General features: G+C 67.9%; 21 protein-coding genes. 7 read left to right on the forward strand and 14 right to left on the reverse strand.

Going from position 1 to position 22,193, the window contains the following annotated elements:
* Positions 1-35: 35 nt before the first annotated feature.
* Both K7711_RS33905 and K7711_RS33910 read right to left on the reverse strand, forming a co-directional pair.
* Positions 36-2,993: an AMP-binding protein gene (locus tag K7711_RS33905; RefSeq protein ID WP_222974656.1), complete on the reverse strand. Its 2,958-nt coding sequence runs from the start codon at positions 2,991-2,993 to the stop codon at positions 36-38.
* Between the two features lie 501 nt (positions 2,994-3,494).
* Positions 3,495-3,686, reverse strand: a complete 192-nt coding sequence (locus K7711_RS33910) for a hypothetical protein (protein ID WP_222974658.1) — start codon at positions 3,684-3,686, stop codon at positions 3,495-3,497.
* Between the two features lie 208 nt (positions 3,687-3,894).
* Here K7711_RS33910 and K7711_RS33915 point away from each other — a divergent pair, with 208 nt between their 5' ends.
* The 5 genes from K7711_RS33915 to ilvA all read left to right on the forward strand — a co-directional run bounded on the left by K7711_RS33915 (position 3,895) and on the right by ilvA (position 9,785).
* The gene (locus K7711_RS33915; RefSeq protein WP_222974660.1) at positions 3,895-5,301 is read left to right on the forward strand and encodes a family 2B encapsulin nanocompartment shell protein; all 1,407 of its coding nucleotides are present in this window, start codon (positions 3,895-3,897) and stop codon (positions 5,299-5,301) included.
* A 14-nt stretch (positions 5,302-5,315) separates the two neighbouring features.
* Entirely contained in the window at positions 5,316-6,917 is a 1,602-nt protein-coding gene (locus tag K7711_RS33920; RefSeq protein ID WP_222974662.1) for a family 2 encapsulin nanocompartment cargo protein terpene cyclase, read from the forward strand.
* 73 nt (positions 6,918-6,990) lie between these two features.
* Positions 6,991-7,863, forward strand: coding sequence for a geranyl diphosphate 2-C-methyltransferase (locus K7711_RS33925; RefSeq protein ID WP_222974663.1), 873 nt, complete (start codon positions 6,991-6,993; stop codon positions 7,861-7,863).
* Positions 7,860-8,441, forward strand: a complete 582-nt coding sequence (gene idi / locus K7711_RS33930) for an isopentenyl-diphosphate Delta-isomerase (protein WP_308015074.1) — start codon at positions 7,860-7,862, stop codon at positions 8,439-8,441. The genes K7711_RS33925 and idi overlap by 4 nt, the downstream gene beginning before the upstream one ends.
* A gap of 114 nt (positions 8,442-8,555) precedes the next feature.
* Positions 8,556-9,785, forward strand: a complete 1,230-nt coding sequence (gene ilvA, locus K7711_RS33935) for a threonine ammonia-lyase (RefSeq protein ID WP_222974666.1) — start codon at positions 8,556-8,558, stop codon at positions 9,783-9,785.
* 12 nt (positions 9,786-9,797) lie between these two features.
* Here ilvA and K7711_RS33940 read toward each other — a convergent pair whose 3' ends face one another.
* The 9 genes from K7711_RS33940 to K7711_RS33980 all read right to left on the reverse strand — a co-directional run bounded on the left by K7711_RS33940 (position 9,798) and on the right by K7711_RS33980 (position 18,226).
* On the reverse strand, positions 9,798-10,772 hold the full coding sequence (locus K7711_RS33940; RefSeq protein WP_222974668.1) for an ABC transporter substrate-binding protein: 975 nt from the start codon (positions 10,770-10,772) through the stop codon (positions 9,798-9,800).
* A gap of 28 nt (positions 10,773-10,800) precedes the next feature.
* Entirely contained in the window at positions 10,801-11,823 is a 1,023-nt protein-coding gene (locus K7711_RS33945; RefSeq protein WP_222974670.1) for an ABC transporter permease, read from the reverse strand.
* On the reverse strand, positions 11,820-12,581 hold the full coding sequence (locus K7711_RS33950; protein WP_222974672.1) for an ATP-binding cassette domain-containing protein: 762 nt from the start codon (positions 12,579-12,581) through the stop codon (positions 11,820-11,822). Before K7711_RS33950 ends, K7711_RS33945 begins: the two co-directional genes overlap by 4 nt.
* A gap of 201 nt (positions 12,582-12,782) precedes the next feature.
* On the reverse strand, positions 12,783-13,106 hold the full coding sequence (locus K7711_RS33955; protein WP_067892583.1) for a DMT family transporter: 324 nt from the start codon (positions 13,104-13,106) through the stop codon (positions 12,783-12,785).
* A 58-nt stretch (positions 13,107-13,164) separates the two neighbouring features.
* Positions 13,165-13,701 (reverse strand): hypothetical protein, encoded by a 537-nt coding sequence (locus K7711_RS33960; RefSeq protein ID WP_222974674.1) that lies wholly within the window; start codon positions 13,699-13,701, stop codon positions 13,165-13,167.
* 9 nt (positions 13,702-13,710) lie between these two features.
* On the reverse strand, positions 13,711-14,313 hold the full coding sequence (locus K7711_RS33965; protein WP_222974675.1) for an NUDIX hydrolase: 603 nt from the start codon (positions 14,311-14,313) through the stop codon (positions 13,711-13,713).
* A gap of 158 nt (positions 14,314-14,471) precedes the next feature.
* Positions 14,472-15,893 (reverse strand): argininosuccinate lyase, encoded by a 1,422-nt coding sequence (argH, locus tag K7711_RS33970; protein ID WP_222974677.1) that lies wholly within the window; start codon positions 15,891-15,893, stop codon positions 14,472-14,474.
* A gap of 49 nt (positions 15,894-15,942) precedes the next feature.
* Positions 15,943-16,833: a class I SAM-dependent methyltransferase gene (locus K7711_RS33975; RefSeq protein WP_222974679.1), complete on the reverse strand. Its 891-nt coding sequence runs from the start codon at positions 16,831-16,833 to the stop codon at positions 15,943-15,945.
* A 190-nt stretch (positions 16,834-17,023) separates the two neighbouring features.
* Positions 17,024-18,226 carry an argininosuccinate synthase gene (locus K7711_RS33980; protein ID WP_222974681.1) on the reverse strand — a complete coding sequence of 401 codons (1,203 nt, stop codon included), beginning with the start codon at positions 18,224-18,226 and terminating at the stop codon, positions 17,024-17,026.
* 295 nt (positions 18,227-18,521) lie between these two features.
* Between K7711_RS33980 and K7711_RS33985 the strand changes: the two genes are divergently transcribed.
* A complete protein-coding gene (locus K7711_RS33985) occupies positions 18,522-18,680 on the forward strand; it encodes a hypothetical protein (protein WP_222974683.1) in 159 nt (52 codons plus the stop codon).
* Positions 18,681-18,737: 57 nt separating this feature from the next.
* Here K7711_RS33985 and K7711_RS33990 read toward each other — a convergent pair whose 3' ends face one another.
* Both K7711_RS33990 and K7711_RS33995 read right to left on the reverse strand, forming a co-directional pair.
* Positions 18,738-18,932 (reverse strand): hypothetical protein, encoded by a 195-nt coding sequence (locus K7711_RS33990; protein WP_222974685.1) that lies wholly within the window; start codon positions 18,930-18,932, stop codon positions 18,738-18,740.
* Positions 18,933-19,132: 200 nt separating this feature from the next.
* A complete protein-coding gene (locus tag K7711_RS33995; protein ID WP_222975037.1) occupies positions 19,133-20,056 on the reverse strand; it encodes a ketopantoate reductase family protein in 924 nt (307 codons plus the stop codon).
* A 266-nt stretch (positions 20,057-20,322) separates the two neighbouring features.
* Between K7711_RS33995 and K7711_RS34000 the strand changes: the two genes are divergently transcribed.
* Positions 20,323-21,636 (forward strand): MFS transporter, encoded by a 1,314-nt coding sequence (locus K7711_RS34000; RefSeq protein WP_222974687.1) that lies wholly within the window; start codon positions 20,323-20,325, stop codon positions 21,634-21,636.
* A 27-nt stretch (positions 21,637-21,663) separates the two neighbouring features.
* Here the strand turns inward: K7711_RS34000 and K7711_RS34005 are convergent, their stop codons facing one another.
* A complete protein-coding gene (locus K7711_RS34005; RefSeq protein ID WP_040821608.1) occupies positions 21,664-22,188 on the reverse strand; it encodes an arginine repressor in 525 nt (174 codons plus the stop codon).
* Positions 22,189-22,193: the final 5 nt, after the last annotated feature.

Consider the following 22,193-nt stretch of genomic DNA (forward strand, 5'->3'; position numbering starts at 1 on the left):
GCGGCACCCGTGCCGGGATCTCCTTGCGGGCCAGCTCAGGAGGTGAGGGTCGCCAGGACGGCGTCGCTGAGCGGTTCGTAGGTCTCGGCGTCGGGGGCGCGGTACCAGACGGTGGGGCCGGACCGCAGTTCGAACGCCGCCTGCACGGCGCGGGTCGAGGGCCGATAGGTCGAACTGCGGGGAATCTCGTCCACCAGATAGACCAGATCGGGGCGACGGGCCGGATCCAGCGCACGCAGCGCCTCGGTGACGTCCTTGGCTTCGAGGCGATGCCCCTCGCGCACGCTCACCCCGGCCACGGCCAGTGTGCGCCCCGGCGCAGCCGGATATCCGAACGCGACCTCCATGTCCACGGCGCTGATGTCGTTGAGCGCATCCACGATCGGCTGGGCGTAGACCGGGCCGCGCGGAGTCTGGATGACGGTGTCGCGGCGATCCATCAGCCAGTAGTCGCCGTCGCTGTCGCGGCGGAACAGATTCTCCGTCGGCATCCACGCATCGCCCGGCGTGAACACTCCACGCAGGCCGCCCTGGGAGATGTCCACGGCCTCGGATGCCTTGCCGATCAGCAGACCCACCTCGTTGTCCGCCGTGCGACGCGCGAACCCCTGTGCGTCGGTGAGTATCCGGCCGGTCGCCGAATCGTAGGAGATCAGCTCGACCCGCGCGGTGCCCGGCACCGGACGACCCTTGCAGCCCAGCTTGGTCCCGGCCACGTTGGCCAGCACCACATCGCCCTCGATCGAGGCGTAGAACTCCAGCACCCGTGCGGGCGCGAACCTCTCGACGGTCCGCCGCCACAGACCCGCGGGCATACCCGATCCGATGAACAGCCGGATCGGATGCGGATGACCGTTGGGGAAGGTGTCCGCGTCGAGCAGATCGCGCAACATCGTCCAGGTGTAGGTGACCACCGTGACCCCGTAGCGGTGCACCTCCTCGGCGAACCGGGCCGGATCCAGCGACCGGGCCAGCGCGATCCGGCTGCCGCCCGCCACCGCACCGCCCAGACTGACCAGCAACCCGGACGAATGGTGCAGCGGCGCAAGGCAGTACACGGTGTCGCGGCGGTCCAGATCCGCCGCCGTCGCGGTGCCGAACGCGGACAGCGCCCAGCGATGGTTGGTGATGTACTTCAGATCCAGCTTCGCGCCGGTGCCGGTCACCAGGACGAAGGCCAGCTCGCGTGCGAGCCCGGGATCCGGGCGATACCAGCCGGGCAGACTCACCTCGGCCGGATCGATCTGCTCGAGGTCGACGACGTCCGCGCCCGGCGGGATCGTCAGCCCGCGGGCGTCACCACCGCCGAGTACGAGGACCCGGCGGGCCGCCGCGGCGGCGTCGCGCAGATTCTCCGGATCGGCGATGATCGTGCTCGCGCCGGTCAGTTCCACCGCACGCGCGATCTCACTACCCGGCGACAGCAGCACCGCGACAGCACCCAGGCGCGAGAGCGCGGCCACCGCGGCCAAGGCGCTGGGCCGGGTCTCCATCAGCACCCCGACCCGGCTCGCCGGTCGCACACCCGCCGAGATCAGGCCGCGCACCACGCTGTCGATTCGGGTACTGACCGCCTCGTTGGTGTGCACGCGATCGTCGAACAGGAACAGATCCCGCAGCGGCGCGCTACGCGCCTGCTCGGTCAGCAAGCGGCCCAAGGAGATCCGGGTGTGCGGCTGGATCATGCCCAGCCGGGTCAGCCGGGGCAGCGCGCGGGCGGCCTCACCGGTCAACTCGACCGAACCGCGCAACGTGCTGTTCGCGATCGAGCCCAGCGCACTGCCCAGCCCGGCGCCCGCCTCGGCCAGCGTGCCCGCGGCGTGCACCACCCGGGTCGCCGCCGACCGCTGCGGATTCACCTCGACGTGTTCGGCCATCGGGGCGATCGCCTCGGGCAGTTCGCCCTGCCCGGCGAGCCAGTGCACCCAGTCCCGCACCAGCGGCCAGGTCCGGGTGGTGGCCGTGCTGCCCGCGACGAGCCCGAAATGTCCCGCGACCACCGATGCCTCGTAGACCTCCGCATTCGGCGCGGCGCGCACGATGCCGCGTACGGCCGCGGGCTGACCGATGTCGTCCACCTCGCCGACGAAGGCCAGGATCGGGCATTCGAGTTCGGCCAGCGACACCGGACGGTCGCGAATCACGAAGCCGCCCACCATCATCCGGTTGTGCGCAACGAACTGTTTGAGCAGGTCGGCAGCGGCGGGCCCGGAATAACCCACCCAGCCGTCGTGTTCGAGGAAGCGGCGCTGACGTTCCTTGGGCAGTAACGCCTCCCGGTCGTGCAGCTGACGCAGGAAATCCAGCCGGGACTTGGCGGTCTTGACCGGATCGAGCATCTGGAAACCCAGCCGAACCATCGAATCGGTGATCGGCAGCCTGGTCAGCACGTGATCGGCGAGGAAATCCGCGACCTCGGACACCAGCCCCTGCGGGAGTCCGAAAGGCAGTCCGGCGACGATGTCGACCGGGCTGCCGAAGGTGACGATGCTGTCCACACCCTTGCCGTAGCGGTAGGCGGCGGTCTGGTAGGCGAACATGCCGCCCTGGGAGTAGCCCATCAGATGGACGCCGCGCCCGGTCAGCTCGTTCACCGTGTCGATGGCGCTGTTCAGTGCGACGACGTGGTCGGCCAGATCGCGCTGCCAGCCGCCCTCCTCGGTGGCCGGGGAACCGAAATCCAGCACCCAGCAGTCGATTCCGGCACGATTCAAAATGCCGACCGCGCCGCCCTCGGCGTTCACGTCGTAGATGTCGGCGCTGACCATCAGGGGCGGGACGAGCAGCGCGACGGGACGGACCGTGTCGTCGGCGGGGAGCTCATCGGGGAAGTAGTGGCGCAGCCGGTACATCCGCTTGCGTTCGGCGACCTCGTACGGCGAAGCCTCCACGTCCTGGGTCAGCCCGCCGAACCGGATCACCTCCAGCCCGTTCTGTGCGGTGGCAACCAGCCGCCGCACCGATCCGATGACCGACCGCCCTGTCAACTTCACCGCTAGCTCCCAGCCCTGACCCTTGTGCACGGCGCGCGGCGCTCCACCACGGCCCCCTTCATCTGTCCATCTCGAGCTTAGCTGTGTCTTTGGCCTCCGCTCCGCTCCGGCGTGTTCGCGGCCCCCGAAGTATCGTCGTTCGGCCCCGTGCCGGGCACTCGTTCCTCGCAACCGTCAGGCGTCCGAACGACGAGACGGGCCGCGAACCTCGGGGCCGGCGTTGTCCGGGGTCGGTGGAACCAGGTGCACGCCGGGTGTGCGGGCTCGATTCGGCGCAGCGTGTCGTGAACGTTGCGGTACGTCGATTCGACCGATTCGGGCTGCTCGGTCTGGTCGCCGCGACGACCAGACCGAGCAGCAGGCCGTGGAAGATGCCGCCGACGGTCGGCGCCGTGGTGGCCTGTTCGTTGCGGCTCGGTTCCGGGCCGAACGCCTCCGGTACGAAGGGCCGCAGCAGTGCGGTGCCGACACAGGTGATCGTCACCAGGGCGCCGGTGACGATCAGGAATCCGATCCGGAGGGCATGCCGTCGAGCCAGGCGGACATGTGAACTCCCAAGGCGGGCACGGTGATACGGATCAGCGGGGAGATGCGGTGAGTGCCGCGACGCACGGCGGCGGCATTGCGGTCCGTACTCCGCGTGTCGGATGGAATCCGGTTCGGATTGGTCCGCTCGGCGCTCCGTTGCCGCATCGTTACGGGCTGTTTGCTGCCGCGTCGTCTTCCGCGATTCCGCCACGATCCCGTTCGTGCCGCGCCTATCATCGAAGTGCTGGATCGCACTGTCGCGCTATTCAATTCGCTCGAGTGTCCGGTTTCGCAGGCATCCGTCGCCTGCCGCATCTCCCGTACCCAAAACGCCCCCAACGTCGTGTGGCAATCTCGAGGTGAGGACCGCAGCATGACCATTGAACTGCCGGTAAGTACCGACAACCACGTCCGTAAAACCCTGTCCACCACCGCCGCTCACCAACTCGCGCACACCACCAAATCCGAACCGCAGATGCAGGGCATCAGCTCGCGCTGGCTGACGCGGGCACTGCCGTGGGTGCAGGTGCACGGTGGCATCTACCGGGTCAACCGACGTCTGACCCACACCCTCGGCAACGGCGAGGTGGAGTTCGCCATCGACGGCGGACAGGCCCGCGTCATCCCGCTGGAGCTGCAGGAACTGCCGCCGCTGCGCGGCTTCGAGGACGAGGAGGTCCTGCGCGCGCTGGCCCAGCGTTTCGAACAGCGAGATCTCGAACCCGGTACTGTCCTGGCCGAATTCGGCAATCCGATGGACCAGGTCCTGCTGGTCGTGCACGGCAAACTCAGCAAGATCGGCACCGGCGACTACGGCGAGACGACCAAGCTCGGCATGCTCGCCGACGGCGACTATTTCGGTGACGCCATGCTCATCGACCCCAATGCGATCTGGCCGGTGACCGTCCGGACCGCGACGCACACCACCCTGCTGTCCCTGCCGCGCACCGCATTGGACCAGATCACCGACGAGATCCCCGCGCTGCGTGAACAGCTCGACCGGATCGCCGCGACACCGGCCAAGGCGCAGAACAAGCACGGCGAGGCCGAGATCGAGGTCTCCTCGGGCCACGCGGGCGAGCCGCTGCTGCAGGGCACGTTCGTGGACTTCGACGCGTCGCCGCGGGAATACGAATTGAGTTTGGCCCAAAGCGTTCTGCGCGTGCACAGCCGCGTCGCGGATCTGTTCAACGAGCCGCACAACCAGATCGAGCAGCAGCTGCGGCTGACCATCGAGGCTCTGTACGAACGGCGCGAGAGCGATCTGGTCAACAACCCGGATTTCGGTCTGCTCAACAACTGTGACCTCAAACAGCGCATCTACACCGAGCACGGCGCACCCACCCCGGACGACATGGACGAGCTGCTGAGCATGCGGCGGAGCACGAAACTCTTTCTGGCACACCCGAAGGCGATCGCCGCGTTCGGCCGCGAATGCAACAAGCGCGGGCTGTACCCGGACCCGGTGGAGATCAACGGACACCGCGTTCCGTCCTGGCGCGGCGTGCCGATCTACCCGTGCGGCAAGATTCCGGTGAGCGAGAACCAGACCACCTCGATCCTGGCCATGCGCACCGGCGAGAAGGAGCAGGGCGTCATCGGCCTGCACCAGACCGGAATTCCCGACGAATACGAGCCGAGCCTGAACGTCCGCTTCAAGGGCATCGATGATCAGTCGATCATCTCCTACCTGATCAGCTGCTATTACTCCACGGCGGTCCTGGTGCCGGACGCGCTGGGCATCCTGGACAACGTCCTGGTCGCCCGGCAGAGCGACTGACGAAAGGTCCTGCCATGTCGGTGCTCTCACGCGCCGCGGCTCCTGCGGCCACCTCCGAGGTGGCCGCGGTGATCGCGACTCTGCTCGGTAATCTGGACAACGCTCCCCCGGCCACACCGACGTGGTCGGGGAAGCCCGAAACCGCACTCCCCCAATCTGATTCGAACCCACTGACCGCGATGACCACGGGGACCACACCGGCGCGCCTGCTCGGTCCGGACGGGCTCGGCGCGGCGGGCCTGCTGCTCACCCCGCCGTCGGCGGATGAATTCATCTCCGGCACCTCGGCCTCCGGTCTCGGTGGCGAATCGACCACTGCCGGAGAGAAATCCGCAGCTCGTCCCGATGGGCGAGCGGTCCCGGAGTACCGGACCCCGGCGAGGCCGCGGCCGCGAATCCCCTTCGGGCCTACCGGAATCGGTACGGCATCGACCCGCATCCCCGCTTTCCGGGTGGGTGCACCGGGATCGCCGGTTCTGCCGATACGCGACGACCCGCTATCCGGATTGCCCGATAGCACAACCGATTCGCGCTCGTCCCGAATCCCGGGCACGGATTCGACCACCGTCTCACCGGAGCGGCACGACGAAACACCCGGCGCCCCGGCCGAATCCGGACCGCAGGCACGAGCGCCGATTCCGGCGCTGTACTGTCCACCCCCGATCCGCGACGATCCGGCCCTCGCCGAGGCCGTCAACGAGGGAATCCTGTTGTGGGCCCAGTCGATCGGGCTCTACGAGGGACGCCTGGACGACCTCCGCAAGGCCGATTTCGGACGGCTCATCATGCTGGCGCATCCGGATTGCGACGATCCGGATCGTCTGCTGGCGGTGGCGAAATGCGCGGTGTCGGAGTGGTCCGTCGACGACTACTACTGTGAGGAGGACGCCGACGACCACGCACCCGACGGCACCCCCTCGAGCGCGGGGGCCGAACTCGGCCCGAGGCTGGAAATGGCTGCCGCGGTGATGGATCCGGTACATCTACCGGCGAAATATCAGGTACAGCTCGAACGGGCCTTGGAGGCCGATCCGATCCTGCGGGCCTTCCGCACCTCGTTCGACCATCTCGCGCAATTCGCCACACCGGCTCAGGTGACGAGGTTGCGCACCGAGATCGGCGGCTGGTTCATCGCACTGACCGCCGAGGCCGGATGGCGTGCCGCACACCGGATGCCACCGGTGTGGGAGTACCTGGCCAACCGGCAGCCGCACAGTTTCCTGCCCTGTATGGCGCCCATCGACGCGGTCGGCGGCTACGAACTCGCAGCCGCCGAATACGCCGATCCCCGGGTGCGGCGGGTGGTGACCACCGCCGCACTGGCCGCTCAGATGGTCAACGATCTGTATTCGATGGCCCGCGAGGATCTGTCCGACGGCCGGGAGTTCAATCTGCCGACCGTGCTGGCCGCCGAACAGCACTGCACACGCCGCGAGGCGATCCTGCAGACCGCGGCGGTGCACGACGAGCTGATGCATCGTTTCGAACGCGAGGCCGGGATCCTCGCGGCGAACGGCTCACCGGCTCTGCACCGCTTCCTGAGCGGACTGTGGGCATGGATGGGCGGTAGCCGGGCCTGGCATGCGGCCAGCCGCCGGTACAGCGACATCTCCTGATCCACCCCGACGCCGCGTATCCGGCGCGATGAGTACTGCCCGCAGCACCAACGATCGAGAGGACTGATTCGTCATGACCACGCTCGACCCCCAGACCGATGGCGTACTGCAGACCAGCTACCAGCGTTCGGTGGCGGCGTACTGGAACGACAATCCCAACGATGATCGCGTGAACACCAAATTGGGCGAGGTCGACGGTCTCTATCACCACCACTACGGCATCGGCGAGCCGGATCTGTCCGTCCTGGAGGACCCGGAGGACACCCGCCAGGACCGGATCGTGCGGGAACTGCATCGGCTCGAGACCGCCCAGGCGGATCTGCTGCTGGACAATCTCGGCGACGTGCGTCCCGGCGACCGGCTGATGGACGGCGGATCGGGCCGCGGCGGCACCAGCATCATGGCCAACCAGCGGTTCGGCTGCCGGGTGGACGGGGTGACGATCTCCGAGTACCAGGTTGGCTTCGCCAATGAGCAGGCCCAGCAGCGCGGGGTGGCGGACCGGGTGCAGTTCCACTTCCGCAACATGCTCGACACCGGTTTCGACGCGCGGTCCATGCGCGGCATCTGGACCAACGAAACCGATATGTACGTCGAGCTGCCGGATCTGTTCAGCGAATTCGCGCGGCTGCTGGAACCGGGCGGGCGCTATGTGTGCATCACCGGCTGCTCCAACGATGTGACCGGCGGCCGGTCGGCGGCGGTGAGCTGGATCGACGCGCACTACGGCTGCATGATCCACCCGCGCAGCGAGTACTTCCGGGCGATGGCGGCGAACAATCTGGTGCCGATCGCCGTGACCGACCTCACCGCGGCCACCATTCCGTACTGGGAGTTGCGCACCCATTCCGAGCTGGCCACCGGCGTGGAGAAGCCGTTCCTGACCTCGTACAAGGAGGGCAGCTTCCAGTACCTGTTGATCGCCGCCGATAAGGTGGGGCGGTGACCGCCGCACCAGAAGACAGCGCCGGAGCACCGCCGATCGACCGTGAGGCCCTGCTCGTCGAGCTCGTGGACGAGCAGGGCCGGGCGACCGGCTCGTGCCCGGTGGGGCAGGCGCATACCGCGCCCGGACGGCTGCACCGGGCGTTCTCGGTACTGCTGTTCGATGCGGCAGGGCGGATGCTGTTGCAGCAGCGGGCCGCGGTCAAGACCCGCTTCCCGCTGTTGTGGTCGAACACCTGCTGCGGACATCCCGCGCCCGGTGAGTCGGTCACCGGGTCCGCGGCGGTACGGCTCGGTGAGGAGCTCGGTATCGCGGCCGAGCTGACCGAGGTCGGGGTGTTCCGGTATCAGGCGGCCGATCCGGCGACCGGCCGGGTCGAACACGAGTGGGACCACGTTCTGGTGGGCCGATTCGACGGTGTTCCGCCGGATCCCGATCCGGCGGAGATCGCCGATCACGCCTGGCTGTATCCGGCCGACCTGCGTACCGCGGTCGAATCCGAACCCGCTCGGTACACCCCGTGGTTGCCGGGTGTCCTGGCGATCACCCATCCGCCCGTGGGCAGCCTGCACGGCTGATATCGGGCGGATCTTCCGAGGGACGAAACAGATCGGAACGCGGGAGGGGCGGCTCCCGCGAAACCGTTCCCCTCATCATCGATGCGCACGCCCGCGGCAGCGCCGTCTGGCAGCATGACCGCCATGGACCGGATCGGGTTGGATCGGATCGAGGCGGCGGCGAAGCTGGTGGGACCCGCGGTGCGGCGGACACCGTTGATCGCCGCGCGGGTGCTGGCCGAACGCACCGGCGTCGAGGTGCGGCTCAAATGTGAGAATCTGCAGCGCACCGGATCGTTCAAACCGCGCGGCGCGTACAACCGGATCGCGAATCTGCCCGAGACCGAACGCGAACGCGGAGTCGTCGCGGCCAGCGCGGGTAATCATGCGCAAGGGGTGGCCTGGGCGGCGTCGACCCTGGGCATCGACTCGACGGTCTTCATGCCGATCGGCGCCTCGCTGCCGAAGCTGGCCGCCACCCGCGCCTACGGCGCGACCGTTCATCAGGCGGGCGAGACCGTCGACCAATCCCTCGTGGCGGCAGAGGAATTCGCCGAGCAAACCGGTGCGACGCTGATCCACCCGTTCGATCATCCCGATATCGTGGCCGGACAGGCGACCGTCGGACTCGAACTGCTCGAGCAGATGCCCGACGTGCAGACGGTCATCGTGCCCACCGGAGGAGGCGGACTGCTCGCGGGCGTGGCCGTCGCACTCGAGCACCTGGCTCCGCACGTGCGGGTGGTGGGCGTGCAGGCGGCGCGGGCCGCGGCCTGGCCCGCCTCACTCGCGGCCGGAGCGCCGGTGGCGTTGGACGGGATGTCGACCATGGCCGACGGCATCGCGGTCGGGCGGCCCGGTGATGTGCCCTTCGCCCATGTGGCCGACCGTGTTTCGCGGATCCTCACGGTGGACGAGGACGCGATCTCCCGGGCGATGCTGCTGTGTATGGAGCGCGCCAAACTGATCGTCGAACCCGCGGGCGCGGCGGCGGTCGCGGCGATGATGACCTATCCCCCGGCCGAACTCGACATCACGGGACCGGTCTGCGCGATCCTGTCCGGCGGCAATGTCGACCCGTTGCTGCTGACCCGATTGATCGGACACGGCCTCGGTGCGGCGGGGCGTTATCTCGTTCTGCGCGTGACGATTTCGGATCGACCGGGCAGCCTTGGACGACTGCTGGCCGCGATCGGCGGGACCGGCGCGAGCGTCTTCGAGATCACCCACTCGCGGGCCGGGGCCTGGCTGGCGGTGGACGAGGCCGAGGTCTCACTCACCCTGGAGACCCGCGGCCCCGCCCATCGCGACGAGGTGATCGATGCGCTGACCGGCACCGGATACGCTGTGCGCGTACAGGATTGAGATCCGCTCGAATCAGCACTTGCTCTTGTAGAAATACTTCGAGTTCGCATCCATATCGGCCTGGGTGATGGACACCATGTCGGTCTGGACGTGCCGGGTCACCGGTTTGCCCTCGAGGGCGGCGGTGGCCTGATCCACGCCGTCGACGCCGATCGTGGCCGGATCCTGGGCGATCAGCGCCTGGATCGTGCCGTTGTGCAGATCCTGCACCTGCTGCGGGCTGGCATCGAAGCCGACGATCTTCACCTGCCCGAGTTTGCCCGCATTGCGCAGGCCGGTCGCGGCGCCCTCGGCCGAACTCAGGTTCGTAGCGAAGATTCCGGCCAGATCCGGATGCGCGGCCAAGGTGGCGGTCACGATCGAGGCGGCCTGGGCGGCGTCGTTGTTGTTGTACTGCACGCCCAGTGCAGTCATCCCGGGATGGTTCTTCAGCTCGTCGGCGAAGCCCTGCGCGCGTTGATCGGTCGTGGAGGTGCCCGCCTTGGTGTTGATCACCAGCATGGATCCCTTGTCCCCCACCAGTTTCGCGAGCGTCTGCGCGGCCAGCTGACCGCCCTTGACGTTGTCCGAGGAGATCGAGGAGACCGCGATCGAGGTGTCGTCCAGGGCGGTGTCCACCTCGACGATCTTGATCCCGGCATTCTTCGCCTGTTCGATCGGGGCGGCCATCGCCGTGGCATGGGTCGGTGCGATCAGGATCGCGCCGGGTTTGGTGGCGATGACACCGGTGACGATCGGCGTCTGCAGCGAGGCGTCGAATTGGGTGGGGGCCTGGGTGTTCAGCGAATATCCCAGTTTCTTCGCCTCGGTCTGCGCGCCGCACTGCATCGAGATGTAGAACGGCTCGTTGGCCACACCCGGAATAAGCACGAGTTTCTTGGCGTCGGCGCCACCGGAATCACCGACCTTGCCGCCACATCCGGCCAGCACCGCCGCCGCCGTCACCATCACGCCAGCCAGTACGGCGGCCCGTCGCACGGTTCTCATCTCCGCCCTCACCTTCATTCATCCTGTGTTACTTGCGATCCCGCGCCTTTCGACGCAACTGGTCGAACCAGACGGCGGCCACCAGGACGATGCTCACGGCGATCGGCTGCCAGAACACCGGAACTCCGGCGATGACGAATCCCTTGCGCAGCACCGACGGAATGAATACGCCGATCACGGTGCCGACTATCGTTCCGGTCCCGCCGAACAGGCTGGTGCCGCCGATGACAACACCGGCGATGGCGTCCAGGTTGTCGGTGCCGTGCCCCGCGATCGTGGTGGTGCCGAAGTAGGCGAGGTTCATGAATCCGGCCAGCCCGGAGAGCAATCCGGTCATCAGGTACACCAGGATCAGATGCCGCGTGACGCCGATGCCCGAACGTCGCGCGGCCTCGGCATTGGAGCCGATCGCGTAGGTGTAGCGGCCGAATCGGGTGGTGTGCAGCAACCACGCGCCGAACAGCGTGACCACGAGCGCGACCAGCACCAGATCCGGCACGCCGCCGAGCAGGGTGCCGAAACCCAGTGAGTCGCGCAGATTCTCGGGCACGGTGCGAGTGTCCACGCCGCCGGTGACGAGCTGGGCGGCGCCGAGGGCCGCGCCGAAGGAACCGAGGGTGACGATGAGTGGCGGAATCTTGGCTCGCGCCACCAGAACCCCGTTGATCAGACCCCAGAGTGCGCCCCCGGCAAGGGAGATCACGAATCCGGCCGCGATGATTCCCCAGCCGGCATGGCTCGCGTCCTGCCTCGGACTGAGCCACTCCATGGTCTTCGAACCCAGGACTCCGGAGAAGATCAGCACCATGCCGACCGACAGGTCGATGCCCGCGGTGATGATCACGAAGGTCATCCCGATCGAGAGCACCAGCAGCACCGAGGTCTCGATCAGCAGGGTCTGCAAGGTGAATCGGGTGGGAAACGCATCGGGCCGGGCGATGCTGAACGCCACGTACAGCACGATCAGCACCAGACCGATCCACACCGTGCTGACACCCGAAATGCGCTGCCACAGTTTGCGTTCGGGAAGCTCCGCGGTTTCACTCGTCATGGCGCGTCCTCGGTGTTCAGTGCCCCGGTCATCGCGCCGACCAGTTGTTCGAGGGTGGCCTCGGAGTCGAACCGCGCCACACGGCGGCCCAGCCGCAGCACCTCGATCCGGTCGGCGACCGACAGCACCTCGGGCATGTTGTGACTGATCAGCACGACCGCGATGCCCTGATCACGCACCCGGCCGATGACCTCGAGCACGCGTTCGCGCTGCACGACGCCCAGTGCGGCGGTCGGCTCGTCCATGAACACCACCTTGCTGGCCCACATCACCGCCCGCGCCACCGCGACGGTCTGCCGCTGGCCCCCCGAGAGCGCCCCGATCGGCACGTCGTCCCGGGGCAGGGTCACCCCGAGACGCCGAAAGTGTTCGGCTGCCTGCGTTTTCATGGTCCTGCGATCGAGCATCCCGATCCGCCCGCGAATCCCGCGACGGAACAGCTCGCGCCCCAGGAACAGATTCGCCGCCGGATCCAGATCGGGAGCGACGGCGAGATCCTGGTAGACGGTCTCCACCCCCAACCGGCGTGCCTCGACCGGCGATCCCATCCGCACCGGCTCACCGTCGAGCAGAATGCGCCCGCCGTCGGGCTGCTCCGCACCCGAAAGGCATTTCACCAGCGTGGATTTCCCCGCCCCGTTGTCCCCGATCAGTGCGACGACCTCCCCCGCCCGCACCTGAAAGTTGGCCCCGCGCAACGCCTCCACGCCCCCATAGCGTTTGACCAGCCCCTCGGCCTCCAGCACCACGGAAGGCATGGCGATCACCTCGTCGACATCGACCGACCGGCCACCCGGCCCGTCCGCCCGATGTTAACGCTCACCACCCCCACCCAACGCCCGAATCACGAAGATTCCGTCGCACGACCGACCGAAACCTACCCGGCCTCCCGCAACGGCCGAAACTCGACACTCAACCGCACCCCAACGCCTCCGCAATCCGTTCCAGCACAGGGCGGGTCAGTTGGCGCGGCCCAGTTCCAGGGCCAGGACGCCGAGGATTACCAGGGCTATTCCGCCCAGTTGGATCAGGCTCAGGGTTTCGCGGAGGAACATTGCGCCGATGGCGGCTACTGCTGCGACGCCTATGGCGGACCAGATGCCGTAGGCGACGGCGATGGACATGCCGCGTTTGAGGGCCTGGGAGAGGAAGAAGAAGGCGGCCAGGTATCCGATGACGACGACGATCGAGGGCACCAGGCGGGTGAAGCCCTCGGAGAGTTTGAGCGATACCGTCGCCGAGACCTCGGACACGATCGCGAGCGCTAGCAGCAGAAACGTCATTGGCGGAGAATATCCGGGATCATCGGCGAGTGAATTTCGACCGCTTCGGATCCGCGCCTCACGTACCGGTTCCGGCGGCCGGGTCGGAACGGGTCGGGCGCACGACCGGGCCGGTGTGCCGCGGGCTCGCGCGGTGGGTGGCCGACGCCGCGCGCAGGGGGGACGAATACTGTTGCGGCGATCGCTGATCGGATACGGTGGCCGAGGCGCGGGGGGCGGCCGTCGGGCGGTCCCGGTCGCGGTCGCGGCTCCGGTCGACCTCGATATCGCGTTCCAGGGTGACCACGAGATTGCGTTCGTCGCGGTCCTCCGGCCAGTCGTGATCCTTGCTGTGAATCACCTGACGCTCGACATTGCCGTCGGTGATCCAATCATCGACGATGAGGCGAATATTCGACCGCCACGAGCCATCGGCCCAATGCTGTAGCAGTAACTCCCAACTCTCCTCGTCGATCCCGCAGGACGCACCCGGCGTACCCGGGAGCACGGCCGCGTAGGTGTGGCTCTGGTCGCCGACCCGGACCGCTACGCGTTGCGGCCACAGGGCCTCGACCGAGGTGACGGTGATCCGGCAGGGACCCCGGTAGTCAGGCATGAAAAACCCTCATTCGCGGGTGAATTCGGGCTGATGCAGATCACGGACGCGGGTGTGCCGACCCAGCAGGGCCACCTCGCGGAACTGGTAGAGGATCGCACCGGTGGGGGCGTGGATCCGCATCCGCTCGCGCAGCGGCATATTCAGCAGCCGCACCCCGGCCGGGGTCGTCGTCCAGCCCGGCAGATCATCGCCGACCAGGCGTTCCAGGGTGACCTCATGAACCGAATCGACCTCGTCGGGGTTGGGATCCAGCAGCGCGGGCGCGGCAGTCACCGCGATGAACGGGGTCATCACGAATCCGGAGTCGGTGACGAAATCATCCAGCACACCGACCACATCGGACTCGGCCAGGTCCAGGCCGATCTCCTCCCGGACCTCCCGCAGCCCGGCTGCCACAGCGCCCTCACCGGGCTCGATCTTGCCGCCGGGAAATGCCCACTGACCACTGTTCATCCCGCGATACGCCCGCCGGATCAGCAGTGCGTGCGGCTCGTCGGGATCGTCCACGACGCAGATCACCACGGCCGCGGCGCGCCCACCCGTGGCGGCGATCCGGGTGAATCCGGCCATGTTGCCGCGAATCCGATCGGCGACAGCAGAATTCGTCATACCCCGGCGCCCCGGCCGACACACAGCTCGACAACCACGGCTGCTCCCTTCGTCACAGCCACAGTACGTCGAGCGCTGCCTGTCGCGCCCCGCGAGCCTCACTGATCGAGCCTGCAGCGGGGAACCTTCCACTCAGCGGAACCGACGACACCCGAGCCTCAGCCCAACCAGGTACGGGCCTCGGTGGCGGACCGGCGAACCTCGTCGAGTTGCTCGGCGACCCGGACTCCGGCGGTTCCGCCGCGGGCGTTGCGGGAGGCGATCGAACCCTCGACGGTGAGCACCTCGCGGACCTGCGGCGTCAGCGACGGGTCCACGGCTGCGAATTCGGCGTCGGTGAGCTCGTCCAGGCCCACACCGCGGGACTCTGCGGCCCGCACGCAGGCGCCGGCCGCCTCGTGCGCGACACGGAACGGAACACCCTGGCGGACAAGCCATTCGGCGATATCGGTGGCGAGGGTGTAGCCGGCGGGAGCCAATTCGGCCATCCGGTCGGTGTGGAAGGTCAACGTGGACACCAGACCGGCGATGGCCGGCAGCAGCAGCTCCAGCTGGGCCACCGAATCGAACAGGGGTTCCTTGTCCTCCTGCAGATCCCGGTTGTACGCCAGCGGTTGCGCCTTGAGCGTGGCCAGCAGACCGGTCAGATTGCCGATCAGCCGCCCCGCCTTACCCCTGGTCAGCTCGGAGACGTCCGGATTCTTCTTCTGCGGCATGATCGATGATCCGGTGGACCAGGCGTCGGCCAGGGTGATGTAGCCGAATTCCGGTGTGCTCCACAGGATGATCTCCTCGGCCATCCGGGACAGATCCACCGCGGTCATGGCCAGGACGAAGGCGGCCTCGGCGGCGAAATCACGCGAGGAGGTGGCATCGATCGAATTGGCCGCGGCCGCATCGAAATCCAGGTCGGCGGCGATCGCCTCGGGATCCAGGCCCAGCGAGGAACCCGCCAGTGCGCCCGAACCGTACGGGGAGATCGCGGCGCGCTTGTCGAAATCGCGCAGCCGATCGATATCGCGTAGCAGCGGATGAGCGTGCGCGAGCAGGTGATGCGCCAGCAGCACCGGCTGCGCGGCCTGCAGGTGGGTCTTGCCGGGCATGACCGCCTCCGGATGCGCGGCGGCCTGCGCGACCAGCGCGTCGACCACGTCCACCACCCCGGCCGCGACGCGACGGACCGCATCGCGCAACCACATCCGGAACAACGTGGCCACCTGATCGTTGCGGGAACGTCCCGCGCGCAGGCGTCCGCCGAGTTCGGCGCCGACTCGTTCGATGAGCCCGCGCTCGAGCGCGCCGTGCACGTCCTCGTCGGCCTCGGCGGGGGCGAACGCGCCCGAATCCACGTCCGCGGCAAGGCGATCCAGCCCCGCCAGCATCGCGGTCAGATCGTCGGCGGACAGCAGACCGGCCTTGTGCAGCACGCGCGCATGCGCTTTCGACGCGCGCACGTCGTAAGGTGCCAGCACCCAGTCGAATTGGGTCGACTTGCTCAGCGCCGCCATGGCCGCGGCGGGGCCGGATGCGAACCGCCCACCCCACAGCGCCCCTTCGTTGGTGCTGCCACCATCGGTCATCGGTCGTGCTCTCCTCACCCGCGCATCGCGGTCGTCGGTGCCGTGGCGCTCAGGGGCGCACGGCCGTCATCAGGATGTGGTTCTGCAAAATCTCGCGCACCTCGTCGGGCACCTTGCGACCACGCTCGGTCAGTACCGCGACCGGATCGGAGGCGCTGACCGTCCAGCCGTGCTCGGCGAACCAGTCGCGAGGGTCGGTGCGGTCTTCCGAGGAATACCAGAGGTTCTCCACGTCGAGCCGAATCCCGACCTGCGCCATCATCTTCTCCCGCGCGGCGCGGATCTCGGGGTCCAGCGTCCGCTGCCCCTGTCCCATGTTCAGGGCGATGGTGCTGCCCGGAGCACTGAGTTCGGCGATGTTGTCGAACAGCCGGTCCTGCGCCTCCCCGGGCAGGTAACGCAGCAACCCCTCGGCCAGCCAGGCAGTGGGGCGCGCAGGATCGAAGCCGCTGTCACGCAACGCTTTCGGCCAGTCCTGACGCAGGTCGATCGCCACCGCGCGACGATCCACGGCGGGCTGCTCCGCCGCGAGCGCGGTTGCCTTGAACTCCAGAACCTTCGGTTGATCCAACTCGAAAAGCACTGTGCCCGAAGCCCATTCAAGTCGATAGGCGCGCGCGTCCAGACCCGCCGCCAGGATGACGATCTGCCGGATACCGGTCGCGCTCGCCGCGCCGAAGTACTCGTCGATGTACACCGTGCGGGCGGTCATCATGGCGTTCAACGGACCGTACAACCGGCTGTGCTCGGGCTCGGTGTCCACCTGCGCGCGGATGATCTTGTCCCACCCGGACCCGACCGCCTCGACCAGCTGGGCGGCATAGGGGTCCCGAAACAGCGCGTCGGCACGCGCGGTCTCCCTGGCACGCATCGCCGCGACGCCGACGGCGGTCGCGCCCACGCTCTCGGTGATGTCCCAGCTGTCGTCGTCGGTACGCATCGGATCCTCCTGTCGGCCAACCCTTTCGCGCGAAAACCGCCTCGCGGGCGCGACACCCGGCGGCGGACACGCGTCCGTGGCCGGTCACCGTCGCGACACACGAATTCCGCCTCGCGCGATGGCCGGGCAAGATCACCCGGCCGATCGCAGGCTACTCCTGCTTCCTGGGGACGCCGCCGGGGCCGAGTCGTTACTTCTTGAACAGATCCCGACGTGCGGCGACCTTGGAGGACAGGCCGTGGATCTGCACGAACCCCTTGGCCAGCGACTGGTCGAAGGAATCGCCCTCGTCGTAGGTGGCCAGGTTGAAGTCGTACAGCGACTCCTCGCTGCGGCGGCCGTTCACCACGACGTTGCCGCCGTGCAGCACCATGCGGATATCGCCGGTGACGTGCTCCTGGGTGTCGCGCACGAACGCGTCCAGGGCCCGCTTGAGCGGCGAGTACCACAGGCCGTCGTAGGCCAACTCGCCCCAGCGCTGCTCGACCTGCCGCTTGTACCGGCCCAGCTCGCGCTCCAGGGTGACGTTCTCCAGCGCCTGATGCGCGGTGATCAGCGCGATCGCGCCCGGCGCCTCGTAGATCTCGCGGCTCTTGATGCCGACCAGCCGGTCCTCGACCATGTCGAGGCGGCCCACGCCCTGGCGGCCCGCGCGCCGGTTCAGCTCCACGATCGCCTCGAGCACGGTGACCTGGCGGCCGTCGATGGCCACTGGCACACCCTTGTCGAAGCTGACGACCAGCTCGTCGGGGGCCTCGAAGTTGATGGTCGGATCGACGGTGTAGTCGTAGACGTCCTTGGTCGGGGCGTTCCACAGATCCTCGAGGAAGCCGGTCTCGACCGCGCGACCCCAGACGTTCTGATCGATGGAGAACGGCGACTTCTTGGTGACGTTGATCGGGAGCTTGTTCTCCTCGGCGAAGGCGATGGCCTTCTCCCGGGTCCAGGCGTAGTCGCGGACCGGGGCGATGACGTTCAGATCGGGGGCCAGGGCGCCGATGCCGACCTCGAAGCGGACCTGGTCGTTGCCCTTACCGGTGCAGCCGTGCGCGACGGTGCTCGCGCCGTGGAACTTCGCGGCCTCGACCAGGTGCTTGACGATCAGCGGGCGGCTGATCGCCGAGACCAGCGGGTATTCCCCCTGGTAGAGGGCGTTGGCCTGCACGGTGGGCAGGCAGTAGTCGTCGGCGAACTCGTCGCGCGCGTCCACCACGACCGCCTCGACGGCGCCGCAGTCCAGCGCGCGCTGGCGCACGACGTTCATATCCTCGCCGCCCTGCCCCAGGTCGATCGCGACCGCGACGACCTCGGCCCCGGTCTCCTTGCCGATCCAGCTGATGGCAACGGAGGTGTCCAGCCCGCCGGAGTAGGCGAGTACGACGCGATCGGCCATGTCTGTAACTCCTCGAGTAATTCGTGCGTATCCAAGTCTGTGCGCCCGCGGCGCTCCCACCCCACTCCCCAGGCGGCCCGCACCACGCACAAATGATTATGCATGACGATGCAAGCCCATTCATATCCGGGGGGAGTGAAACAGGCGACAGGATGCCGACACGGTCGGCGACACTCCGGCCGATCCGGACAATTCGCCGCAAATCCCGATGCGTCCCAACGAGATTGCCGCGGTGACCGGACGCGTGTGCGAGCCTGGAGAGACCAGCGGTCCGGGCGGCAGAAGGGCGGTCCAGATGTTTTCGGGAATCGGGAGTTTCTTCGAGTTGATCGGTGGGGACGTGCTGTCCCTGGGACAGGCCGTCATACAGATCATCGGGGACCTGTTGAATTCGGGCATGAACGGCGGCGGCGGTGGCGGCGGGGTTCCGCCGGGGCAGTACCCGCTCGCCTAGCATTCACCGTCGTCCGGCGGCCGAACCGGCCACCGGGCCACTGCGCGTCCGCGCGGGTCAGCGCTTTCGGCGTCGATACACCGCGGAGACGATCGCCACGACTCCGACCACGATGAGAACCGCACCCAGGTACGTCCACTGGGAGTGGCCGGTCATCGGCGAGCCCTGGACGTTGCCGGTCCCCTGCCCGATCCACAGCGCCCCGAGCAGGCACAGCACCACACCAACAACCACACCGATCACACGCCGCACAGTTTCCTCCTTGGTGCTCGCTACGCGGTACTCATTACCTCGCTCCGACTCCCCGTGCAACGCCAACTCCAGAGTTCGCGGCCCGTCTCGCCGTTCGGACGCGTGGCGGGTGCGAGGAACGAGTACCCGACACGGGGCCGAACGGCGAGACTTCGGGGGCCGCGAACCGCCGGAGCGAAGCGGAGGCCGAAAATCCAGCTCTAATGCTCGCGAACGGATGTCTCCGAGGGCAACTGCGAGGCGTAGATGGTCTGGTGGATCGGCGTGGCGACACCCGCGGCCCGGCCGAACCGGACGACCGCGCCACTCTGGTAGTGCAGTTCCGACGGACGGCCGGCGGCCAGATCACGCTGCATCGATGCGGTGGTCTCGGGACCGAAACCCGCGTAGACCTTCATCATCCGATCGACGTCGTCCTGATCCAGCGCGATCCCCCGGGCACGGGCCACCTCGAGCACCTCGACCATCGCCGCGCGCACCAGCGCGACGGTCTCGGGTTCGGTGGACACGACTCCGACCGGCTGGCGTGCCAGCGCACCGACCCCGCCGTAGGAGGAGATCAGCATCAGCTTGCGCCACAGCGTGGCTTCGATGTCGTTCGTGCGGGTCACCGTGATACCGGCCGGAGTCAGCGCCTCGACCACCGCTTCGACGCGTTCGGCCGAATCCGGTATCAGCGCACCGATTTCCACCGCGGCATGCGCGCCCAGGCAACGCACCGACCAGGGTTCGACACGTTCGGCGATCACCACGCAGGTACAGCCCAGGACGCGCTCGGCGCCCAGCACCGCGGCCAGATCACTCGCGGCCTCGACCCCGTTCTGCAATGGCAGGATCGTGGTCTCCGGGCCGACGACGGGTTCCAGTGCCTCGGCGACGTCGCGAACCTGCCACGCCTTCACCGCGACGATCACCAGGTCCGCCGGATCACCACCGGGCCGCAACTCGGTGACCACCTGGACGTCGGGTATCGAACTCTCTTCTCCCGCACGCGAAACCAGCAGCGGCCCTGCCGCCGCGGCCTCCACGGTCTCCTGCCGCCCGACCACCGTCACCTGATGACCGGCGCGCGCCAGCATCCCGGCGAAGTACAGTCCGATTCCACCCGCCCCGAATACCGTAATGCGCACGAGTCAGGGCCTCCACATCGTCGACAACCGCACGTGATTCATGCGTCCGCATACACTATCGCCGACCGGCCGAGCATTCAATTGGTACCGCAGGTAACGGATTTCACGTTCGAGAGACCGCCGCAGCGGGCACGCGGTGACTCCGGCCGGTATCGCCTCGTCCGGAGTCCTGCGGAATCCGGATGCCTCCGGTTAGTGTGTGAACGATCACATCACCGCGGCGGACCGCGGTGCGGCAGCACCTGGAAACGAGTTACACCGTGACGATCGACGACGATCCCGCACAGGCCGCCTCCCGCAAAGCCCCGGCAACCCCGCTGACCTCGGTACAACGCCGCGCGTTCTGGGGCTCGTTCGGCGGTTGGGCGATGGACGGTTTCAACTGGACCGTATTCGGTTTGGTACTCGCACCCACGATGACCGAACTGCTGCCGCGCGCCGGCATCGCCGCGACCTCCGCGAATATCGGCTGGTACGGCCAGATCAGCGCAGCGCTGTTCCTGCTCGGCTGGGGTTGTTCGGTGATCTGGGGGCCGATCGCCGACCGCTTCGGCCGGATGCCCGCGATGACGGCGTCCATCGCGATGTACGGCGTGTTCACCGCACTGGCGGGCCTGGCCACCGAACTGTGGGAGTGGAACGCCTTCCGATTCCTCGCCGCGGTCGGCGTCGGCGGCGAATGGGCCATGGCGGGAACGCTTCTGGCCGAAGTACTACCCGAACGCGTGCGTGCGCGATTCGGCGGCCTGATGCATTCCGCGGCGTATGTCGGCGTGCTGATCGTCTCGGCGCTGTATCTCGCGGCCGGGCCGCAACTGGGCTGGCGAGGGATGTTCCTGATCGGCGGAATTCCGGCGCTGGCGGTCTTCATCATTCGCCGCACCACACCCGAACCGGAACGCTGGCAACAGAATTCGGCCGAACAGGAGCGAAAATCCTTCTGGCAGCCGGTCATCGACGTGCTGACCCCGCCCTATCGGGCCCGGACCCTGGGCAATCTCGCACTGCTGGTGGTCTGCGTGATCGGGCTGTGGGCCGGATCGACCTACGTGCCCACCGCCATCACCGATCTGGCGCACCACGCGGGATACGGATCCTCCGCGACGGTGCGGCTGGCCGGGATCTCCTCGATGACGGTGGCCGCGTTCACGATCGTGGGCTGCGTGGTGATTCCGCGTCTGGCGGACCGATTCGGGCGACGCGCCACCCTGGCCGGACTGTTCGTACTGATGGCCATCGGCGCGGTCGGGGTCTACGGGATCGCCTATCCGGCGCATTCGATCGTGCTGACCTTCGTCTTCCTGCCGGTGCTCGGGCTCGGCGGGGCCAATTTCGCGATCTTCACCATCTGGCTGCCCGAACAGTATCCGACCCGGATGCGCGCCACCGCATTCGCGTTCACCACCACGCTGTCGCGCTGGTTCGCCGCCGCGGGAACATTCCTCATCGGCTACGGCATCCACGCGAGCGGGTCGCTGGCCATCCCGCTGAGCGCGACCGCGATCGTCTTCCTGATCGGCATCGGCCTGGTCGGGCTTGCCCCCGAGACCCGCGGACAGGTACTGCCGGACTGATGCGAATGTCGCACCGGCGCAACCGGTTCAGGCCCACTGTTCGATCTTGGCCGCCAGTTCCGCACCGGTGAGCGGTTCGCGGGCGATCACGGCGATGGTGTCGTCCCCGGCGATGGTGCCGACGATCTCCGGCAGCGAGGCGCGATCGAGCGCGCTGGCCAGGAAGTGCGCCGCGCCCGGCGGCGTGCGCAGGACCGCGATATTGCCGCTGTGGTCGGTGGACACGAGCAGGTCGCCGAGCAGCTTGGACAACCGGTCGGTGCCGCCGGTGACCCCGCGCACCGGACTGCCGTCCTCGGGGACGACATAGACCCCCGCGCCGCCGTCGGCGGCCCGTAGCTTCACCGCGCCGAGCTCGTCCAGATCCCGCGACAACGTCGCCTGGGTGGTCTCGATACCGGCCTCGGCCAGCAGCGCGGCCAGCTCTGTCTGGCTGCGCACCGCGTGCCCGGACAGGATCTCCACGATGCGCTGCTGGCGACCGGCGCGCGTACGCGCGGTCGCCGGGCCGGATCTACTCGACTCGGCGCTCGCGCGGTCCGTGGTACTCACGAACG

The sequence above is a fragment of the Nocardia coffeae genome (assembly GCF_019890715.1).
Lineage (GTDB): Bacteria > Actinomycetota > Actinomycetes > Mycobacteriales > Mycobacteriaceae > Nocardia > Nocardia jiangxiensis.

What these genes read in the sequence shown, in the direction of transcription:
- K7711_RS33910 (WP_222974658.1), bottom strand. Translation starts at nt 3,686, where the DNA reads ATGCGGCAACGGAGCGCCGAGCGGACCAATCCGAACCGGATTCCATCC.
- K7711_RS33915 (WP_222974660.1), top strand. Translation starts at nt 3,895, where the DNA reads ATGACCATTGAACTGCCGGTAAGTACCGACAACCACGTCCGTAAAACC.
- K7711_RS33920 (WP_222974662.1), top strand. Translation starts at nt 5,316, where the DNA reads ATGTCGGTGCTCTCACGCGCCGCGGCTCCTGCGGCCACCTCCGAGGTG.
- K7711_RS33925 (WP_222974663.1), top strand. Translation starts at nt 6,991, where the DNA reads ATGACCACGCTCGACCCCCAGACCGATGGCGTACTGCAGACCAGCTAC.
- ilvA (WP_222974666.1), top strand. Translation starts at nt 8,556, where the DNA reads ATGACCGCCATGGACCGGATCGGGTTGGATCGGATCGAGGCGGCGGCG.
- K7711_RS33940 (WP_222974668.1), bottom strand. Translation starts at nt 10,772, where the DNA reads ATGAGAACCGTGCGACGGGCCGCCGTACTGGCTGGCGTGATGGTGACG.
- K7711_RS33945 (WP_222974670.1), bottom strand. Translation starts at nt 11,823, where the DNA reads ATGACGAGTGAAACCGCGGAGCTTCCCGAACGCAAACTGTGGCAGCGC.
- K7711_RS33950 (WP_222974672.1), bottom strand. Translation starts at nt 12,581, where the DNA reads ATGCCTTCCGTGGTGCTGGAGGCCGAGGGGCTGGTCAAACGCTATGGG.
- K7711_RS33955 (WP_067892583.1), bottom strand. Translation starts at nt 13,106, where the DNA reads ATGACGTTTCTGCTGCTAGCGCTCGCGATCGTGTCCGAGGTCTCGGCG.
- K7711_RS33960 (WP_222974674.1), bottom strand. Translation starts at nt 13,701, where the DNA reads ATGCCTGACTACCGGGGTCCCTGCCGGATCACCGTCACCTCGGTCGAG.
- K7711_RS33965 (WP_222974675.1), bottom strand. Translation starts at nt 14,313, where the DNA reads ATGACGAATTCTGCTGTCGCCGATCGGATTCGCGGCAACATGGCCGGA.
- argH (WP_222974677.1), bottom strand. Translation starts at nt 15,893, where the DNA reads ATGACCGATGGTGGCAGCACCAACGAAGGGGCGCTGTGGGGTGGGCGG.
- K7711_RS33975 (WP_222974679.1), bottom strand. Translation starts at nt 16,833, where the DNA reads ATGCGTACCGACGACGACAGCTGGGACATCACCGAGAGCGTGGGCGCG.
- K7711_RS33980 (WP_222974681.1), bottom strand. Translation starts at nt 18,226, where the DNA reads ATGGCCGATCGCGTCGTACTCGCCTACTCCGGCGGGCTGGACACCTCC.
- K7711_RS33985 (WP_222974683.1), top strand. Translation starts at nt 18,522, where the DNA reads ATGTTTTCGGGAATCGGGAGTTTCTTCGAGTTGATCGGTGGGGACGTG.